The sequence below is a fragment of the Halorussus salinus genome, assembly GCF_004765815.2.
In the GTDB taxonomy this organism is placed as follows: domain Archaea; phylum Halobacteriota; class Halobacteria; order Halobacteriales; family Haladaptataceae; genus Halorussus; species Halorussus salinus.
On the sequence record NZ_SBIS02000013.1, the window covers coordinates 104,265 to 123,816 of the forward strand.

Genomic DNA, 19,552 nt, shown 5'->3' on the forward strand with positions numbered 1-19,552 from the left:
ATTCAGGTATCGCTCCCGTTCGTCGTCTGGGTTTGATTAGTCGTCTCGCTATCGAGGATGTTGAGTTCACAAGCACCCTTCTTTCCCCCGTACTTAATTGTCTCCGAGTATGTTGGATTGGAACCCGGCTGAATGACGGTAGTCAATTGGAGTGTTTTTGTGTCGATTGTCTCGCATTCAATGGCAGAGGCCCCGACTAGCCCCCCACTCGTTTCGTAGACTGGTGGTGTCGAGTAGACGGTAGTCGTCTCTTCGGGTGGGAGAACTATCGAATGGTCGAACGTCTGCTCATTCTCATCTGTCCGGAGGACAAACGGAGCGTTTTGCCATCGAGTCTGTTTGAGTATTGCTGGCCCGTTTCCCGTGTTCTCCAGTCGGAACGCAGCGTGTTCCTCCCAGTTGTTTGCAGACTTGTCCCAGTCCATCTCGGGGTGCTTTTTCGCCCATCGGAAGTCGGTAAGTGTTACACGAGGAGTAAGGTCGACACTCACTTCTCCAAGTATTTCATCGTCCTTGGCAGCGACAAGTCGGTGTGTTCCGGGGATATAGCTCTCAGTAGTCTCGCCAACGAGGTGGAGATACGTCTGCTTCGCATCCGGCGATACTCTTGACTCCGCAAAGAGGCCACCATTTGGTCCAAAGAGGCGTACCCAGTCAGCAGGTGTATCGCTATCAAGCGCAGTTACGAGTTTTCCCCCATCGACTTCGACATCTGCGAATACAGCAGACTGTGATGCAGGTGACTCGGTCGTTGGGTTGGAGCTATTGTTCGATGTGTCGTCTGGAGAGGGTTGATTGGTACATCCAGCAAGTACAACGAGGGCACCACTAACCCCGCTAAGGAGTGTTCGACGGTCAATTCGTCTTTCGTGTTTCGGTGTATTCGTGTCGTTAGTCATGTTCTGTTTGAGAGTCCGAGCAATGCGCCGCCAGATATGTAGTCGAAGCCGAAGAGCAGGACAGCAACAGGGAGGAACCAGAGTATCGTCACGACGACGAGTTGGATGAGCGACTGAGCGTCCGGAAAGTCGGCAGGAAGCGTCGTAACATCAGTCGATTTCGTATACGGTTTCTCGGCCTGCCACCACGCTGTTGGGGTATACTCCCCGCGAACGACGGACTCCGGGTTCGAGAGGGTCACAACCCCGATTCCACTACTATTCAGGGCGGTCGTCTGATTCCTGATGTGGACACGGCCAGTCGTAACGGCATCTCCGGTCGAGTTCTCCGTCACTCTTGCCTGGACGACTGCGTGGGTAGCATTGGCTTCGATGACGGTCACGGTGAGATTCGTCTCGCGAACGGTCTGTTGCTCGGTGAGCGAGACTGTTCGTGATTGGCCTCGAACGATACCGTGGACTGTGACCTCGCGGAAGTCGCGCGCGTCCAAGGTTGTGGAACTCAGCGCGACCGAATCCGCATTCACGTACGGGTCGGCCGATTCAAGATCAATGTTCCGTGGGAGCGACGGCCCTGTCTGTTCTGTGCCCCACGCTTCTTCGATGACGAGTGGGCGTTTCCCATCGTCGTTGGGGTCAGTTGGAACGGACGGTGTCTGCTGACTCGGGAATGCGTGAACCTGGACTGGGCGTACCGACGATTCAGCACGTGACGTGTTGGTTGCAGTTCGCGTGACCATCGTCTGCCATCCGGCGCGTCCGGTCGTGTAGAACCACCAGTTGCTCCGTGCTCGAACATCGTCGCTGACCGTGATTCTCGACCACTCAGTACTCGGATGGACGACCGCACCGGTTCGGTTCTCGTTAGTTTCAAACTGGACACGATTGCCCGTAGCTTGAGTGAGTTGTGTGACAGAGACGTTCTGAAAGGTCGACACCGTTTTCGACGCTTCGACGGATTCGACATCGCGGGTCCACCCGCCATCACAACCGGTACCCGTCTGGTTCCAACTCGGACAATCGAGCGTAACGTGACGGAGTTGTACCGAAATAGTAGCCGTGACAGTCAGTTGCTGCGAGCCTGAGAGGTCGGTGTACTGGAGTGTCGCTTGGTGGCCGCGACCAGTATCGAGCGATTGTCCGTCTGCTGTGAGCCTGATGGACTCGATCTTGGTTTGGTCGATTGACCAGCGGTCACGCTCCGACCCAGTTCGATCATCCTGTGGAACGGCGACTCGGTAATCGCTAACTGCGCGAACTGTGCCGTCCGGCGAAACATACCGTGTCGTCTCATTCCCTCGGTGAAGGATTGTCGACGGTTGGATAGCGAAGATGCTGACGTATGCATCTTTGATGTACACGCCATCCATGAGGGATGCTCCCTCCGGATGGACTGACGAACGCTGATTGCCGGGTGTGTAATCGTCGAAGTCACCGCGGTTCCAGTTATCGACTGCCTGCGGTGGGCGAGTGAATGGTATGTCTGTCGACTGGGCAAGCCGTCGAGTGAACTCGCTCCGAGAACCGACGTTCGCATCCCCGAAATCGTCGGCGGAGAGATTCCCGTTGTCGGTGTCTTCCGACCAGAGACGCTGGAACGTGCTGTTGTTCACACCGTAGTCAGGCCCGTCGTCAGGGATTGCCGAGTCGGAGTTAGCTGGTGTCGCGGCCTGCACGGTTCCTGCGATACTGATGGTGCTACTGCTCACGAGAAGCAGGGCAAGCACGGCGGGTATCGCATGGCGGACAGACATTCGTTCGAGGACTGCCAAGGGATTCAGTATCGGTTCACGTGGGTTAGAATGGCTTGACGCAGTCTGAGAAGCCAAAGCCCATCTGACTACCAATCTTGTCGATGAGTTCGGGTGAGACGAGGGCAAGCACGACGATGCCGAAGCCGATGCCAGACATGACGAGTTTCTCTTTCGCCTCGTTCTGTTTCTCGGGATTGCCCCCCGCACGCATATACGAGAGGCCAGCCTTCCCAGTATAGTAGCCCGTTGCGGGAAGTCCAAGCCCGGCGACCGCGCTGAACACGAGATCAATACCTGTTGCGACGCCAGTATTACAGTACACGTCACCAACTTGGCTCTGTGCAGCGGCGGGGCCGACAGCAGCGATAAAGAACGCAAGCCCCATTGCAAGGGTCGTCACTCGCGGAGAGCTGCGGGTTATAATTGCTGTGAAGTGGTGTCTCCGTTGGGACGCAGAGTGGGAGTCGTCACGTGAACACTCGGCCGATACCTCAATTGTCGGGTCTGACGGTTGTTCATTCATAGGGTTGGCTTCTCACCTGAACGCGGTCGTGTTGGTCGTCCAACTGCGGACCAATACCTAGATCGGCAGAGTTGTGACTACGAGATCAGCGGTATGGCGTATTGTTCCGCGGTCGAGTGACCGCGATTCGGCGGTAGTTCGTGGTGCTGGTCAGGGTACTATATACCTTCTGTTCGGTCAATAATAGTCAGTATTATTCTAGAAGTTCCGGAGATAATGCTGTAGAGGAACGCATCCGACCATAGAGGATACATCACCAATGACAAGATATCTGGTTAATGATTTTCGACAATACAGTAGTACTGGCCGACATACGTAGGCCTTCTCTCAAAACAGCAGCAAACAAGATTCTGACCTGCAAGTTCCGGCGAGTAGCCAGTACCTACGTCAAAACCGTCACCCTCATCGTTTGAGTGCATTGAGGACGCGACAACACGCAGACGGCGTACTCCGAGCGCGGACAATAGGGTCATATATCCACCAACAGGGTCCTCAAGTTGTGCAAGGCGAACTTCGCCCTGATAACGAGCGAGACGTTCGTCAGCGCAGCCGACACGAGCCGCCGCATCTGCGAGAATCCGTCGGACAAGTTCCAATCGTAAATCGCCTTGAGTGCCGTCCGAATCGATTCGATAGCTGCGAGCGCACCGTCCAAATGTCCGCCACATTGGAACCATCCACAACCACAGCCACTTACACGTGGTAAATCGCCTCGGGGTCAAGCCCCGAGGCTTTCGCGTGGACTCCCGTTCTATGCCTCAGCCGAGGCAGGGGGTACGTACTCCCCACTCACGTTCAACGTCCCGCGATTCAAGCGCACATCTACGGGTGCGCCTCCATCGTCTGCGTTTTGCCGACGACGGAGATACTGCAAACCGATGTTCTTCGAGGCGTTGTAATCGGCGTGGTTCTCATACCCGCATTGCTGACACTCGAACGACTCTCTGTCACGGTTATCGTCGTGGGTAAACCCACACGTCGAACAACGCTTGGACGTATTTCGAGGGTCTACTTGGGCGACTTCGACGCCGTGTTCTTTGGCCTTGTAATCGACGTACTGGTAGAGGCGTCGGAACGCCCAGACGTGTTGCCACGTCGCTTCGGGAATATTCTCCCGAATGTGGGTCAACTCCTCGAACACGATGTGCGAACAGTCGTTCGAGACAGCTTCCTCGATAAGTTCGTTCGCCGCCGTGTGCAAGTGTATCTCGAACCGCCCGTACTCCTTCTGTCCGACTGATTCGATGTTCTCGTGGGCGTGGCGAGAGCCACACTGCTGGAGCGAGGCCCGACGTTTTTCGTACTCTCGTCTCCAGTGGTTGAACTCGTCTGCCGACCAGAATCGCCCCGTCGAAGCGACCGCGAGGTTGTTGACGCCCAAATCCACACCAAGGACTGTTCTGTGCTTGGACTCGGATTCGGACGTTTCCTCGTCTGCTTCGACGTTCCGCATCGAGGCGTGGAGATACCAGTCACCATCACGATACTGCAAGTGAGCCATCCGAAACTCGAAATCCTCGTCGGAGACGTATTTGGTCGGCGGAGTCTCCGAATCGTCGGGGAGGATGTAATCGCACTCGACGCGCCCGTCTACGGTGGAAAGGGAAACGTGGTCGCGGTGGAACGTCGCACTCCGCTTGTCGTACACCGCGCTATCGGCAGAAAAGTGCGGTTGCGATGTGTTCTCGTCACGTTTGAGGCGTTCAACTCCGCTTTTGACGGCTTCGACCGCTCTGCGAATCCCTTTCTGGACGAGGTTCGCGGTAAGGTCGGTTTCGTTGCGGAGTCGGTCGTAGAGGGCGCGTTCGGCTTTGGCTTTCGAGGTGACGTGGTATCCGTCGTCGCCGTGCCAGCACCATTCGCTCGCGGTGTTGGCGCAGTGTTTGAACTGCTCGACAGTCTCTCGAAGGGAGTCGTCGGCTCCGTCGGGAGTGTCGAGTTTGATGACGGCGGTACGACGGTATTCCACTGTGTTTTCACATATACGGACTATGTTACTTGTACGTTTGGGAGCCGGTCTGCATCGTAGCGTAATTTGTGTCATCGGTTGTCGGCTTCCTCCCCGACCTCAAGGGTCGGGGCATCCGCCTTGTACCGCCTGTGAAAATACTCCTCGAAAACTACCCCGAACTGTTAGCAGACCTTCAAAAAGCAGCCTGTGACGATGACACAGAAATAAGTGAAAGCTAAACTACACTTCTTACCCTCTCTAAAATAGGATTTCCAGCAGCGGGTAGTTTTTAACTGAGTAACATTAATAAGGACAGAGTTGTGCGGTTTACTTGATGTTTGAACGGGTAGAAAACGAGGTGGCAATTATAGAACGCAACCTTGGCGTCTTAGAGGCGGTCATCGAATACAAGCCAGTTGGACTTACTACGTTAGACAACCGTCTTTCCTATCCAAAACATAAAATCCGCTATTCACTTCGAATCCTCGAATCGAAGAACCTCGTAGAATCGACTTCATCAGGCGTCACCACGACCGACTATGTCCCAGAGTTTCAAGCTGAGATGAACTGCGGAATAGAAGACATCAGTCAGACACTGGAACGTCTTCAATTGGTTTGTCAACCGGACTTTGAGTCTGTCTCGGAATCTGCGACCGCCGACTAACTACTTCGTCTCTTTAATCGTATTATCGTATCTTTTATTACTGTCTTCTTGGGCTGTTTCAGTATGGTAGAGAACAAGCGAGTGCTTGTGACTGGCGGTGCTGGGTTTATCGGATCGAACCTCGCAAACTCCTTAGCCGAATCAAACGACGTCATTGCTCTCGACAATGGGTATCTCGGCACCCCAGAAAATCTTAAGGATGATGTTGAGTTCCACGATCGGAGTGTCGTCGAAGACGATCTCCCCACGGATGTGGACGTTGTGTTCCATCTTGCAGCGCTCTCTTCATATGCGATGCACGAGGAGAACCCGACGAAGGGTGCTCGGGTGAACATTGAGGGATTCGTGAATGTTGTCGAACAAGCCCGTCAGGATGGCTGTGACACGGTTGTATATGCGTCGACTTCCTCGATTTATGGGAATCGCACGGAGCCCTCGCCTGTGGACATGGACGTAGAAGTTCAGACAGGATATGAGGCGTCAAAGCTTGCGCGTGAACAGTATGGTGAGTACTTCGCCAATCACTATGATATGAATATGGCTGGGATGCGATTCTTCTCGGTATACCAGGGCTACGGTGGGGCAGAAGCCCACAAGGGCGAGTATGCAAATATCATCGCACAGTTCGCCGACGACCTCGCCAACGGTGAGGCGCCGGTCATCTACGGCGATGGCACCCAGACACGAGATTTCACCCACGTCGATGATATTGTGCGCGGTCTAGAGGCGGCAGCGAATCACCAGCTCACGGGCATCTATAATCTCGGGACGGGCGAGAGCTACAACTTCAATACCGTGGTCGAGATGTTGAATGCCGAACTCAGAACCGATATTGAGCCCGAATACGTCGAGAATCCGATTCCCGAGGATGTGTATGTTCACGACACAATGGCTGACGTGACGAAGATGCGCGAGGCGACAGGGTGGAAGCCCCAGATCAGCTTTGAGGAGGGAATCGAACGCGTGTGTGCTACGTATCGTTAGCCCCGTCTTTCGGCGGTTATGTGAGCATCCCTTTCAGCAATTGTGATTTCTGTACTTGTCACGTACTGCCCGCTGTGAACAGATGGTGGCACACCATCAGTACATTAGTACAGACGCGTTGACTCTGAGTCTGTCGTGGGATAGGCACACCCGGCATTCGCGCACCGTATTTTTGTCGGGTACTCCTCAAGGGCACATCCGCACCACGGACATTGTTTGGTATTCACATGGCCTATCTCGCAACTCTGGTACTTAGTGATTTGGTAGTGTATCGGTTGCGGTTATTTGAGATTCATGTCGTTGTGAGCATCTACTATGGTTATCGGCTTTGTCCATTTGTCTTCTTGGTGGTACACAGGGCTATTCTAGTAGCCCTTTCTACGAATTCTGTCGTGGGCTTTTGTGTTGTTTCTGCTGGAGGTTACTCAGACCTCTTTTTGTCCTTCGTTATTCATAAGGAGCTCCCGGACGACAGAAGTTATGGCCAAAACGTTTATTTACGCGCTAAAATTCTAATCAAAAACGTGTTATTATAGTAAGAGTTTTTAGGGACTGGTTAAGTTGACTTAACAATGGCACGCTATCCACGAACAGTACGCGATGCTGCAGTCAAATGCATCTCCTGTAATGCACCAGTCACACAAACAGTTGATGATCGATACGTCTGTGTAAAATGTGGTAAGTCTCCTCTCAAACAAAGCAGTAAAGCAGCTCCGACGGCCACCGCGAGTGACGACTAACCTAAGAGAAACTAGCACACATGGCAACAAAAGGCAAGCAACCATCGATAGACCAAACTTCATCCGAACGAGGGACCCAGCAGCGCCCTACCCCAACAGGTGGCCTTCTCGTCGATCAAGACAGCGATGTCGAGCCTGCATTGAGCGTAGTGATGCCCACGCTCAACGAAGAAGAGGGCATCGCGGAGTGTATCAAGCGAATCCAGAACGGTATCGAAGAATTTGGGATTACCACCGAAATCATTATTAGTGACAGTTCGACTGATCGCACCCCTGAAATTGCTCGGGAGATGGGTGCCATTGTCGTTGAACCTGATGCCCCCGGTTACGGCTATGCCTACCGATATGCGTTTGAACGGGCTCGCGGCGACTTAATTGCTATCGGTGATGCCGACACCACGTATGACTTTGAGGACCTCCCCCGATTGCTCGACCCAGTTGTCCGGGGCGACGCCGACATGGTGATGGGAAGCCGTCTTGAGGGTGAGATCAAGCCCGGCGCGATGCCGAAGCTCCATCAATACATCGGGAATCCATTGCTAACCAAATTCCTAAACGCCTTCTACGGAGCGGGCGTCTCGGACGCCCACAGCGGCTTTCGGGTCTTCAGCCAAGAAGCGTGGGAAACGCTGGAGTGTACGACAACTGGCATGGAGTTTGCCAGTGAGATGATTATGGAGGCCGGCGCCAAGGATCTCACTATCAAGGAAGTCCCAATTACCTACCATGAGCGAGAGGGTGAAGCCACGCTTGAGAGCTTTCGTGATGGTTGGCGCCACGTCCGATTTATGCTTGAAAACGCGCCGGGGTATCTCTTCTCCGTTCCCGCAGTAGCAATGTTCGCGGTTGGACTCCTTACAATGACTCTTTCAATATCTGGGGTTAGCGTGAGCGGTGTCACGTTCGGGAGTTACACGATGATTGCCGGCAGTCTCTTTACAATCGCCAGCTATCAACTTGGCAGTCTCTCGCTCTTCAGCGCAGTTGCAGCAGACCCAATCCAGAAACCGCAGGATCCTTTCACCACATGGGTACTCAACAATTTCAAACTTGAGCACGGTGCGATGCTTGGAGTTGGTACCTTTGGTGCAGGAATGCTCTATACGGGGTACTTCGCCTACAACTGGGTGATCAGTGGCTTTACACAACTCCCCGTCATTGCTACCAATCTCGTCGCGTTCACAGCTCTCGTACTCGGGATACAAACCATCTTCTACTCGTTCTTCCTGAGTATCATCGCCAGCAATAAAGAGTGATGTCCTCCATGCTGAAATGCATGGATCTCTGATACCGCTACTTGTGCGGTACATCTTAATGCAGGAGGTTAGAAGCCACTGGTTTGTGACAAAGTGGCTAACTCTGCCACATAGCCTTCTGCGTAGATTGACATCAGATTTCACGCGAGATTCCTGGAATTGCGTGGGTCCGCACATTACAGTTGAGTGGTAGCGAACTCATTATCTGTCACCAAGCGGTTTTCGGGCGTTTATGGAGCCGTTTAGTCTGACCTCGCCTACTAGCGAAAAATATAAATATTATTTAGGAAGAGTTTGAAGCCAAGATTGATTCAGTCGTTACCATGTCCGGGACCTCCTATAGAGACGAAGCGCGTAACGAACTAGCTTGATTTCACTCGTCAGCGATTTCTATCTAGCAGCGACGTTATACATCTCTCAGATTTCCGTAGCAGTGAGTTCTTCGTTGTATGCGAGTCGCCCACGGAATGTCTCGAATGAATCTACAGCGAATCGTCTTTGAGATCCTCTAGTTCTGTCTTGAGTTGTTCCAATTCTGCTGAACGGGATTCCCGGCTATGCACCTAAACGAAAACCAAGGTTCATTGAAGAGCAACTGGGTAGGGTTGAGTTCGTCTCTTTTCTTCACGTCAGTAAGCGTCTTGCGGACAGGGTTGTAGTCTTCCAGTCGCTGGACGCTGATCAAGTTTCTAAGCGCCTTTAACGTGGACTCACGATTTAGTTCACTCAAGTACAAATCGCGAGATAGCAGTCCATCAACAATGTGTTACACAAGAGCGATACAAACAGTGCCAGTAAGAGACCGACTACGTGCATCGGTTATCCCGAACAAATTTATGCGATAGAGAGCATGTCCCGAGTATGGACCGTTCGGGCGAACTAACAATCTCCAAAGATACCATCGCCGAACTCAACGAGAGAGCGGCTAAGTCGAACTTCGAGAACACAGATTCGTACGCAGAATATCTGTTGTCGGAGGTGTTACATCATCTCGATGAGCCGGGCGATGCACCGGATAAAGCAGAAGTCGAAGACCGGTTACAATCACTGGGTTATGTCGAATAACGTCTTACTCGTAACCGCAGACAGCCTCCGTGCCGACTATTGTGGCTTTCTGGGAGGTCCGGAGACGACACCATACCTCTCCAAGTTAGCAGATAATAGTGCGGTTTATGAGTCTGCCATCTCTCCAGGGCCGCGAACGCCGTCCTCAATTGCGTTAACACATACTGGTGAACGGTTCCGAAACGTCGATGCCGATACAAATGAGGGCCGGCTAAAACGGATTGCAGACCACATTCGCCGGTTCGAGACAATCCCCGAGCGTCTTGCAGCGCAGGGATACTCAACAGGTGCTGTAACTGCAAATCCGTGGACGGTAGGTTTTGATGAGCCATTTGATGAATTCGTCGCAATCGGCGAAGGATACGAAAGCGAATCGGATTCCACTGAACGGAGTATTATCGATAAAGGTCTTGACTATGTGGAGCAGTGGCGAAAGGGAACAGATTGGTTCGCCCAATGCACCAGTTTTGATGACGAAGTCCACCGTCTAATTCAGGAACTTCCCGAACCGTGGTTCATATGGGTTTTCCTGATGGACACACACAGTCCGTACATCGTCCCCCGCCAGCATCTTGTTGAATCGAATGTGGCAACGATGTACTATAGTGCGCTCCGATACAACGCGAGCGTCATGCGGGGACAGGATGTAAGTTCGCTTCCGTCCCATCTGGATCGATACCTGAAGCGGGCGTATCGAGATGCAATCCGCTTAGTGGACACATTCGTTGAGCAAGTCCATCAAGAGGTTCCCAGTAATACAGCACTAATCTTTCATTCCGACCACGGCGAAGCATTCGGCGAACACGGCACCTACGGGCATCAAGAGGTCCTCTATGAGGAGAACATTCACGTTCCGCTACTCGTTCACGATGGAACAACGAGTGGGCAGTTCCAGCGTCCAGCATCGACACTCGAAATCCCCTCAATTGTCGAGCAGACTGCAAAAGAGAACTTCGATGGCGAGAATGTAACCAATGATATCGCGTTTGCTCAGACCGGTGATGGGAGTATGCGTGCAGCTCGGACTCCATCTCACTGGTTCGTCTCAGATGGCGAGCAGGTACTCTGTCAGGATACACGCAACCGCTCCGATTACGGTGTTGTCCAAGACGAGGAGGTAGCCACAGCGGTTGCCAATCTCTTTGAAGCCGAGTTTGCACCAGACGCAGAGAAATCCCAAGTTATCTCGGCTATTGAAGATGCATCCTTTTCGAGTATCAGGTAAGCGAACAGGTATCGTTCAATTCGCGCGAGGGACTTAGCGTCTCACGGTTCTGAGGTTTTCGAGGTTGTAAACTGTAACTCCGATCGCGTTCTAGCTCGTGCTTTCGTTCGTGCTTGGCGTTGGAGTCGTTTCTACGTTGGATTTGTCATCTGGGGTTGTCTTGCAACAGAGTCATCGGCGAGCGGTCGACATAGAATACCACAATACTACCAAGCATTATTGCCAGACCAATCATCCCTGGAGAGGCAACCGTGAGTATGGGAGTGACAATATCCATTATAATTCCCTCAATCCCGAACGGCAGGCCAATGAGGCCGAGCACGTTTGCGATTTCTTCCGGGCCAACAGAGAAGCTTGCGACCACTAGCCCAGTACAGAGTGAGACTCGCAGTTGGGGGTCTGTGTAAATTGTCGTGAGTAGAGGGAAATAAGTCAACAGAAGATAGTTTGGGTACGAGGGCGTGGAGAGGATGATTCCAATAGTAGTTACTAAGAATGCGACGATGGCGGGTTTCGTTGGGTCATCCTTGAAGTAGGCAAAAGCGATAATCGCAAGCCCCCCAAATAACGGCACAAGGAAAAACATAATTCCGGGAGCATCAGGAAATAAATGCGAGAGAGCTCGGTTCGGTGTGACGAGTGGGATATTCGGATTCAGACCTCCGTGATACCAATGAAGACGACTCCGTTCGCTCGCGATGTACTCAACGTAGGAGGCGTGCATCTCGACTCCGAAAGCCAAGAAACTGAGAGCGACAGCGACAAGTCCAGAGGCGATGGCAACTCCGACTGCTTTATACGTCCTCTTTTTAAGAAACCAGAGACCGAAGAGGGCAGGAAATATTTTCAACACAGCTGGGAAAGCGAACGCCAACCCACTTGCAACCTCGTCACCCTGGTTGAGAAAGATGTAGCCGATGCAGAGCATGAGCGCTATCCAATAGGTCACCTGTCCATGGGCGTACGTCATCACGGCGTGCGGGCCGACGAGAAACGCCCCTGTTATTAGTACTTCATCAACCCGGTTAAGGTCAGTACCCTGTGAGCGGATATATTTGATCGTCAGAATGGCCGTAATTGTCGCGAATATCACGTTGAAAATGATGTGCGTAGCGAGGGCGAGTTCCCAGTTCGGTAGCAGGGTAAAGGGATAAAAAAGGAAGACAGTAATCGGCGGGTAGACGTAATGCATGTTGAAGTCGGTTTCAGGGACTGCATAAGGTTTGATGAAGGGATCGCCGGCTTGCGCTTGTTTGGCAGCGAAGTAGTACCGTTGGAAGTCAGCTGCCTCAATGTTCGAGATGAGAACGAAATAGAGGAGAATTGCGATTCCTGCACAGATGGATACTGCCAATGCGAGACGTGGGATAGTTCTCTTATCCATTATTAGCACTTTCGCGTTAGAACAGAATATGAATGTTCCTATCCTGTCGTTCTGGGATTTGCAGTCCCCGCTAGAATCTGTGGAAATTTATTCATATATCTAGAATATAAATATCTTTACTATTCCGTCTCCTATCTGCCTTTTTAGTTTCAAGAATAGCAATGGTGATCGAAGGCCGCAACCGTCAGCTAGTGTCCTCAGTTTGAGTCGGCTGCAGAGTAGTTCCCGTAATCTACTTTTCGGCAATTCTTTCGCACATTCTACATGGCTGTTTGTTCCGTCTTTTTGCTTCTTCGACTGTAACGCATTCAAACTCCGCTGTTTTAGAGCTAGCATTGCATAGTGGTTTCCCCTCATTTGTCGGTATGTGATAGGAGTATCCCCCGTTTGCAGCTCCATTTTTCGTTGTTAGAACCTCCACTACGTCTGAACGGGTATCCGAGGCAGCTCGCTTTTCGCGCTCATCCCGCGAAGGACGGTGTTTTGACATACTCTGTGAATCAAATTTGGGGATAATATAGATTTTGCTTCGATAGCGTAACCTACTTAGAGCCTCTCAATACTGAACCTACTAGGAGTTGACGTGGACTCAAACGCTGTTTCTCCACTTGATGTGTCAGACTCGTACCGAAAGAGCTTTTCCGAAAGAAATCTCGGATATGAGTATGCGATTGCTCGGTTATTACCTACTCCTTGCAGGGGTGTCTATTCTCGCTGGCGTCAGTTCTCTCCCCCTCTACCCAACCTTTGGTCTGTTAATTCTAAGCGCCGCAATTCCAGCCATCCTTGTCGGGCTCTACTCTCCTCCCCAATCTATGAGAGGATCTGCGAATCTCGTATTCGGTCTGGTGGTATTCTCCATGTCCCATCGGATCGGGATGACCCTACGACCCGCAAGCATGGTCGGGTACGACCCGGACAAGTATGCTGTATTCTCCAATCTTATTGTTGAGTCGGGGTCAATACCTGACTTGGGTTTTTACGGATTCGCTTCTCTGTTCCATCTCCTACCCGCAATGCTGTCCGTACTATTCGACATTCCCCCGCGCCTGTCCTACCTCATTTATGCTATAATATTCGGGGCTACACCACCGATCATGAGCTGGATTATCGCTCGCCGACTCACGACACGTGGTGGAGCGGCTATCGGGGCTGGTCTCGGAAGTGCGCTTCCGAGTTTTGTCCACTTTTCCATCTGGCCGATCTCGCAGGCTCTCGGCACCGTCTTTTTTGTGTTCGCGTTGTACTCTTTTGGTCGCGCTATTAATGTTCAGAACGATCAAAATCGGTGGGTTATCTTGATGCTTATGTATACACTTGCGGGAGGATTAGCTCACAAGCTCCCTGTGCTAATGCTTGCATTGGTAATGGTGTTCGCCAAGGCGATCGTCTATATCACCCAAAACAAGGGATTCAGCAATGCAACGTAAAGTTCCAACAGTTCTGACTCTTCTCGTGATTGTCTGGGGGCTTGTGGAGTATGTTTTATTCACCAGATTTGCAGTCTCGGTAGTGCGGCTATTCGGCGGCCTATTAGATATTTTCGCGGTGGGGGCAGAGTCGCTTCCAGAACCACAAGCCGCTCGCGCGACGTCTGCGGGGTGGCTCGAAGTATTCGGCCATTTTTCACATGCGCTGATTCTGCTCCCAATTGTGTTTGTTCTCTGGGTCTATGCAATCCAGCGCTGGCAATTGACCGGGATGCGTCTTGCAGTCCTGTCCGGTCTTGGGGCAATATTAGGTGTCGTCGGAGTGAGCTTTCCTGGGTTCTTTTCGTCTGTCGCCCCACAACCGTCGCGGTTCTATCTGTTCGCAACTATCCCGATTGCCGCCTTCTTAGGCGGATGTTCGGTGCTCGGTCACAAGAGCGATAACTGGCGGCGGGGAGTTACTGCCGGACTTGTAGTGGTTCTGCTCTTTCAGTCGATGGCGTTCTCTGCATCCATTTCCCCGCCGGGAGAGCCGCGGTATTTCCTAACTGGCGAGGAGGTGGCCGGCAAACACTTTGCATCAGAACATCTGGAGTCGCCTGTATACACGGACCAATACTATGCACGAGAGGTGGTTTTCCCACAGAGTGTCAAATCGACTACTCATCCTGCAGTTCATCTTGGCGGGGACATTGCAATCCCGCCATTTAAGCAAACCGCAGGGCATCTCTTCAATGGAACGCTCTCTGAGTTAGAGACGGTTGCACTGCGGACGGACGAGTCTGTGTTCCGACCGAGTGCGGGAACCGTAGGAGGTGGGTATCAGGAATTGACGTATGATCCTGAGGTATACCTTGATGAGACGCACAGTAAAGTCTACTCAAACGGCGGGGTGAACGTGTACACGAACGAATCTGATTCTGGATGAGGGTGTTCAATTAGCGCGAAGTACTTATTTCCTCCCCGTTCTGGTAGGTCTCTATGTAAATTATGAGCGTCTAATCAGGTACGTGATTTCGTTACGCCAGACGTCTCGATAGCCGACATTCAGTCAATGATTGACTCGCTGAGGGATTGGTGTCGGAAATTGTGTTTCTCGGCGAGTTCTCACATGATTCGGCGCTTACTCTGCGGCCGGGCGAATACTGGTATGAAATGGTTCACGGGTGAAGGTTAATGGACGTGGATAGCTACGTTTTTGACTCTTGATAACGGTGTCTCGGATTATGTTAGCTCAATGGGCGTCTCGTTCGGTAAAGCGAGTGCGTGAAGACGGATTACACGGGGCGAAACAATCACTACGCTATCCGTACATCTATGCACTCCAATCATTAGGGGCTATTCATAAATCAGGGGATAATATATACTCACGTGAGTGGGATCTCTTGATTATTCTTGATGCTTGCCGAGCTGACTTGTTACAGTCCGTTTCGGACCAATATGACTTTCTCGGCAGCGGTGAGACAATGTGGTCGAAAGGCGCAGTAACAAAAGAATGGATGCAGGAAACGTTTGTTGGCTCGTACGCTAGCGAGATGAATAAGACAGCATATATTTGTGGTAATCCTCACTCAGACTCTGAGCTTGACAGTTCTAATTTCGAGTTACTTGATGAGACTTGGCGTGAAGCTTGGGAGTCGACGATTCCCCCTCGTGCAGTTACTGATAGGGCAGTAGAGATAGCGCGAACAAGTAGACCTGAGAAGATGATTGTTCACTATATGCAACCTCACTGTCCGTTTATCTCGTGGGGTGACAAGGCCCAGGTTAAGTCCGCGGACAATTTTGGGGAACAAGATACAAAGGATGTTTGGCAGCGACTTCGAGACGGCGAAGTGAATAAAGCAGAAGTCTGGCAGGGGTACCGAGAGAACCTACAAATCGCGTTAGACGAGGTGGAAACGCTGTTGGCGAGTATTGATGCGGACACGGCAGTTATCACGTCTGACCACGGGAATGCTTTGGGGGAGTGGGGTGTGTACGGCCATAAACCACGTCTTCCATTGGCGTGTTTGCGTGAGGTACCGTGGGAAGTGACGAGTGCTGTTGACACGGGTGCTTACGAACCAACGTATGTGTTTGAGGATTCCGACGTTAGCAAACAAGAGCAGCTTGAGGCACTTGGCTATCTGTGACAATGCAGCCACGCGCACCTCGCGCGAAGTGCTTATTTTCTCCCCATTCTGGTAGGTCGCTGTACAATTCTGTTCATCGGCGAGTTCTCACAGGATTCGGCGCTTATTCTGCGGATGAGCGTGACATATGACGGCTATGCTATCATATTGACGGTAGAGGCGAATGCGTTCGAGACCGCGCAGGTACGCGAATTTCTGATGTGTTTTCAGTAGGAGCAGATAATTCTGGGATACGGATAGTGATTAATAACTGAGGTGATTGGCCGTCCGTTGATTAAAAGTAGTGAGTGGGCTAGGTATGGGTGTGAGGGGCTTGGAGTAGTTAACATGTCTTCAGGCACTAAATACGTGTACCGGGGCGGCAAGTAGGTCTAATTACTGGTATCAATTCACGCAAGTTGTCGTACCTGGTCTCCATCTGTTGCAGTACCCCCAAAACAAACCCACGAAGTTTTGCCCTCCTGGTTCTTACTCAATTTACTGAGTTTCGGCCCCGGCTTGAGAATAAGATAGTGAAAGTAGCATCCTTGCTAATTAAACTACTGTTTGAAACTCACCATTCTGTGGAGCTATCTACCGCATCTTGGCAGTTGTGAATAGTTAGTACTATAAACACGCCCTCTTATTTTGATTTACTAGGAATGGAGAGTCCCAACATCATTTTGCTCGTTATGGATACTGCTCGAGCAAAAACCGTGGTGCCCGCTCTTAAGAAGGAAACTTTACCACACTTATCTAAATTTGCTCGTGATTCGGTCTTATTCAACAATGCCAGTACCGTTGCCCCCTGGACACTTCCCTCCCATGCATCGATATTTTCAGGCCAGTACACCAGTTCCCATCAGACCGACGCTAACACACCGGATTTTCAACCGGATTCCTCTTCCTTAGCAGGAAAGTTATCGAAAAATGGATATTCAACTGCTGGAATATCTGCAAATCCATGGGTGAGTCCAGAGTTTAACTTTGACCAAGGGTTTGACCAGTTTTCAATGAAATGGGATGAAGGTTGGGAAAGCTTTGACGTTACTGCCGCTGTGAATGCTGAGTCTACAATTGAGGGCCTACTAAAATCAATCAAACAAACACCTATCCAACAACTACCGGCCTTAATGAAGAGTCTTTGGCATAAGAGATTTCATGATTCTATGTCCGATAACGGGGCTAAAGAAATCACGACACGAGCAAAGAGATGGATTAAACAACAGAAGCAAGAAAGCGAGCCTTTTTTCCTTTTCCTCAATTATCTTGAACCGCATCTCCCATACGAGCCTCCTTCAGCCTTCATTGAGGAATTCCTTTCTGAAGAAGAATTAGCTACTGCCGATGAGATTGACCAGGATCCGTGGAAGTTTATTGTTGGAAGAGTCGAACACGATACAAATGAATTTGACCTATTACGGAAGCTCTACCTTATTGAAATATTGTACTTGGATGCACAGATTGGAGAGCTATTTGATTTCCTAAAGTCTGAAGGAGTATATGAGGACACCGCGATATTTATAATTGGCGATCATGGCGAAAACATTGGAGAACATGATTTGATGGATCATCAGTATTGCCTATATGAGACGTTAGTGAATGTCCCATTACTAGCTAAACATCCTGAGCTGGAAACAGGAACGGTTGACGAACGGTTAATTGAGTCGCGCGACCTCTATCCTACAATTTTACAACTAGCTGGCATACCAATGAACAATTTACCATCCCCGGTCTCTCAAGAGCCTATTACTACCTCCTCCCGAGATTACGCTATCTCAGAATACCTAACGCCACAACCTGATGTAGATACACTTGCAAAGAAAGTCAATGCGGACTTATCACCATCTCGATTTGACCGTGCTCTCCGGTCTATACGTACCAAGGAGTGGAAACTAATTGAATCTTCAGACGGATCCCACGAACTTTATAACGTATCCATTGATGTAGAAGAACAGAATGACCTTTATGATGATGAGCCAGATATTGCAGAAAAGCTACGTAGCAGGTTGTCAGAGTCTATCGGTCCCTTAACTATGTCAGAAGCATCCCGTCAAGATATTAGCAAAAATAGTAAGCAAAGACTTGAAGAACTCGGTTATCTCCAATAATGGGATACGGCTATTAAATCACATGGCATTTGAACGGTCAACGGTTTTGCTTGCAGCAAGTAAAGCATTAAGCGCAATAATAACCTTTGTTGGAATTGCCTTTTTTACGCGAGAGCTTGGATCTGATGGAATAGGGCAGTTTTTCTTATTCCAGTCAGTATTGACATTTATTGTTTTTTGGTCGAATCTGAGCATCCAGAATGCAGCAGAGAAGCGAATTAGCGAGGGTAAACCCAAGGGTGAAGTTATATCCTCAGCTTTAGTTCTAAAATTATTTGCATTAGCTACAACTATTATATTAGTATCGGGTATAAGTGATCATATAAATAGTTATTTAGGGGGTGATTTAGCATATCTCTTGGTTATTGGAATAATCCTGAGTGGAATGGGGGATTTTGTTATTCGAATAATGAGCGGTGATCTTCGAATAGGAGAAACAGCAATTTTACGGCTTAGTCAGCGAGTTTTTTGGCTTGTAACGGGTATAACACTAGTCTGGTACGGATACGGAACACGTGCACCAATAATTGCTCTAATCATTGGTCTCTTTGTAATGTTTGTTTGGGCAACTATACGATGCAATTTCGAATTTGCTTCGCCTTCTATGCTTCGTATAAGGGAATTACTCTCGTTTTCAAAATATGATTTGATAGCAGGAGCAAGTCGAAAGGTCTACAATTGGGCCGATGTGTTAATTATAGGGTTATTTTTAACGTCTGCAGATGTTGGCAGATATGAGATTGCCTGGAGAGTCACTGTTATCGCAGGGTTACTCTCAGATTCCGTTTCACAGGTAGTATTCCCCCAAATAAGTCATTGGACGAGTAACAATGCTCTGGACAAAATTGAACAGGCTATGAGTGAAGCACTTGCGATGTCGATGGCATTAGTTATTCCAGCCCTATTTGGAGCCCTAATTCTTGCAGATACAATACTTTCGGTGGTGTTCGAAATAAAGTCCCCTGAGGCAGTTCTTGTCCTTGGGATTCTAATGTTAAGCCGACTGATTTTCGTGAATTTTCAGCCGATGAAACGGATCTTGGATGGTCTCGGGCAGGTAAGCCTTTCAGCTCGAGCAACGGCCGCATCTGCTATCGCTAACATTTTGCTGAATTTTGTGTTAGTACAGAAGTACGGTGTTATAGGGGCAGCCGTTGGGACAACTATAGCTGTGCTTGTAGGAACCATTTTGACTGGGTATTATCTACATCTCCACCTAGAAATCATATATCCCCGGAAAATGGTGGTTGGGTTTCTAGGTGGATCAATAGTCATGACTGGTGTTCTTCTTGGAATTAGAAGATACATCGATATTAAATCGGCCCCTGTACTTTTTGCGACTGTAGTGTTAGGAGCGATAGTGTACGTTGTCTCTCTTTTAATGTACACCCCTACAAGGGGGTTCCTAAGAAGACAGTACGAAAGTTTCTTTGTAGTCTAAAATCCTCTTTG

General features: G+C 50.2%; 14 protein-coding genes. 9 read left to right on the forward strand and 5 right to left on the reverse strand.

The features are described from left to right. Window positions 1-2: 2 nt before the first annotated feature. The 4 genes from EPL00_RS22415 to EPL00_RS22430 all read right to left on the reverse strand — a co-directional run bounded on the left by EPL00_RS22415 (window position 3) and on the right by EPL00_RS22430 (window position 5,145). Window positions 3-899 (reverse strand): hypothetical protein, encoded by an 897-nt coding sequence (locus tag EPL00_RS22415; protein ID WP_135855002.1) that lies wholly within the window; start codon window positions 897-899, stop codon window positions 3-5. After that, window positions 896-2,653, reverse strand: a complete 1,758-nt coding sequence (locus tag EPL00_RS22420; RefSeq protein ID WP_202932755.1) for a hypothetical protein — start codon at window positions 2,651-2,653, stop codon at window positions 896-898. The genes EPL00_RS22415 and EPL00_RS22420 overlap by 4 nt, the downstream gene beginning before the upstream one ends. Window positions 2,654-2,696: 43 nt before the next feature. Then, window positions 2,697-3,038: a hypothetical protein gene (locus tag EPL00_RS22425; RefSeq protein ID WP_368407963.1), complete on the reverse strand. Its 342-nt coding sequence runs from the start codon at window positions 3,036-3,038 to the stop codon at window positions 2,697-2,699. Window positions 3,039-3,927: 889 nt separating this feature from the next. Beyond that, entirely contained in the window at window positions 3,928-5,145 is a 1,218-nt protein-coding gene (locus EPL00_RS22430; protein WP_135855004.1) for an RNA-guided endonuclease InsQ/TnpB family protein, read from the reverse strand. A 316-nt stretch (window positions 5,146-5,461) separates the two neighbouring features. On the opposite strand from EPL00_RS22430, the gene EPL00_RS22435 reads away from it, so the two are divergent. The 4 genes from EPL00_RS22435 (at window position 5,462) to EPL00_RS22450 (ending at window position 11,061) form a co-directional block, all read left to right on the forward strand. Beyond that, the gene (locus tag EPL00_RS22435; protein WP_135855005.1) at window positions 5,462-5,791 is read left to right on the forward strand and encodes a hypothetical protein; all 330 of its coding nucleotides are present in this window, start codon (window positions 5,462-5,464) and stop codon (window positions 5,789-5,791) included. Between the two features lie 63 nt (window positions 5,792-5,854). Continuing rightward, window positions 5,855-6,775 (forward strand): NAD-dependent epimerase/dehydratase family protein, encoded by a 921-nt coding sequence (locus tag EPL00_RS22440; RefSeq protein WP_135855006.1) that lies wholly within the window; start codon window positions 5,855-5,857, stop codon window positions 6,773-6,775. A gap of 760 nt (window positions 6,776-7,535) precedes the next feature. Next, entirely contained in the window at window positions 7,536-8,771 is a 1,236-nt protein-coding gene (locus EPL00_RS22445; RefSeq protein WP_135855007.1) for a glycosyltransferase family 2 protein, read from the forward strand. A 994-nt stretch (window positions 8,772-9,765) separates the two neighbouring features. Further along, a complete protein-coding gene (locus tag EPL00_RS22450; protein ID WP_135855008.1) occupies window positions 9,766-11,061 on the forward strand; it encodes a sulfatase-like hydrolase/transferase in 1,296 nt (431 codons plus the stop codon). 145 nt (window positions 11,062-11,206) lie between these two features. Here the strand turns inward: EPL00_RS22450 and EPL00_RS22455 are convergent, their stop codons facing one another. Then, window positions 11,207-12,445, reverse strand: a complete 1,239-nt coding sequence (locus EPL00_RS22455) for a glycosyltransferase family 87 protein (RefSeq protein ID WP_135855009.1) — start codon at window positions 12,443-12,445, stop codon at window positions 11,207-11,209. A gap of 665 nt (window positions 12,446-13,110) precedes the next feature. Between EPL00_RS22455 and EPL00_RS22460 the strand changes: the two genes are divergently transcribed. From EPL00_RS22460 to EPL00_RS22480, 5 genes are all read left to right on the forward strand, one after another. After that, a complete protein-coding gene (locus EPL00_RS22460; RefSeq protein ID WP_135855010.1) occupies window positions 13,111-13,875 on the forward strand; it encodes a hypothetical protein in 765 nt (254 codons plus the stop codon). Continuing rightward, the gene (locus EPL00_RS22465; protein ID WP_135855011.1) at window positions 13,865-14,803 is read left to right on the forward strand and encodes a hypothetical protein; all 939 of its coding nucleotides are present in this window, start codon (window positions 13,865-13,867) and stop codon (window positions 14,801-14,803) included. The genes EPL00_RS22460 and EPL00_RS22465 overlap by 11 nt, the downstream gene beginning before the upstream one ends. A 298-nt stretch (window positions 14,804-15,101) precedes the next feature. Further along, window positions 15,102-16,010 (forward strand): alkaline phosphatase family protein, encoded by a 909-nt coding sequence (locus EPL00_RS22470; RefSeq protein ID WP_135855012.1) that lies wholly within the window; start codon window positions 15,102-15,104, stop codon window positions 16,008-16,010. Between the two features lie 641 nt (window positions 16,011-16,651). Next, window positions 16,652-18,100: a sulfatase gene (locus tag EPL00_RS22475; protein WP_135855013.1), complete on the forward strand. Its 1,449-nt coding sequence runs from the start codon at window positions 16,652-16,654 to the stop codon at window positions 18,098-18,100. 22 nt (window positions 18,101-18,122) lie between these two features. Next, window positions 18,123-19,541: an oligosaccharide flippase family protein gene (locus tag EPL00_RS22480; protein WP_135855014.1), complete on the forward strand. Its 1,419-nt coding sequence runs from the start codon at window positions 18,123-18,125 to the stop codon at window positions 19,539-19,541. Window positions 19,542-19,552 lie beyond the last annotated feature (11 nt).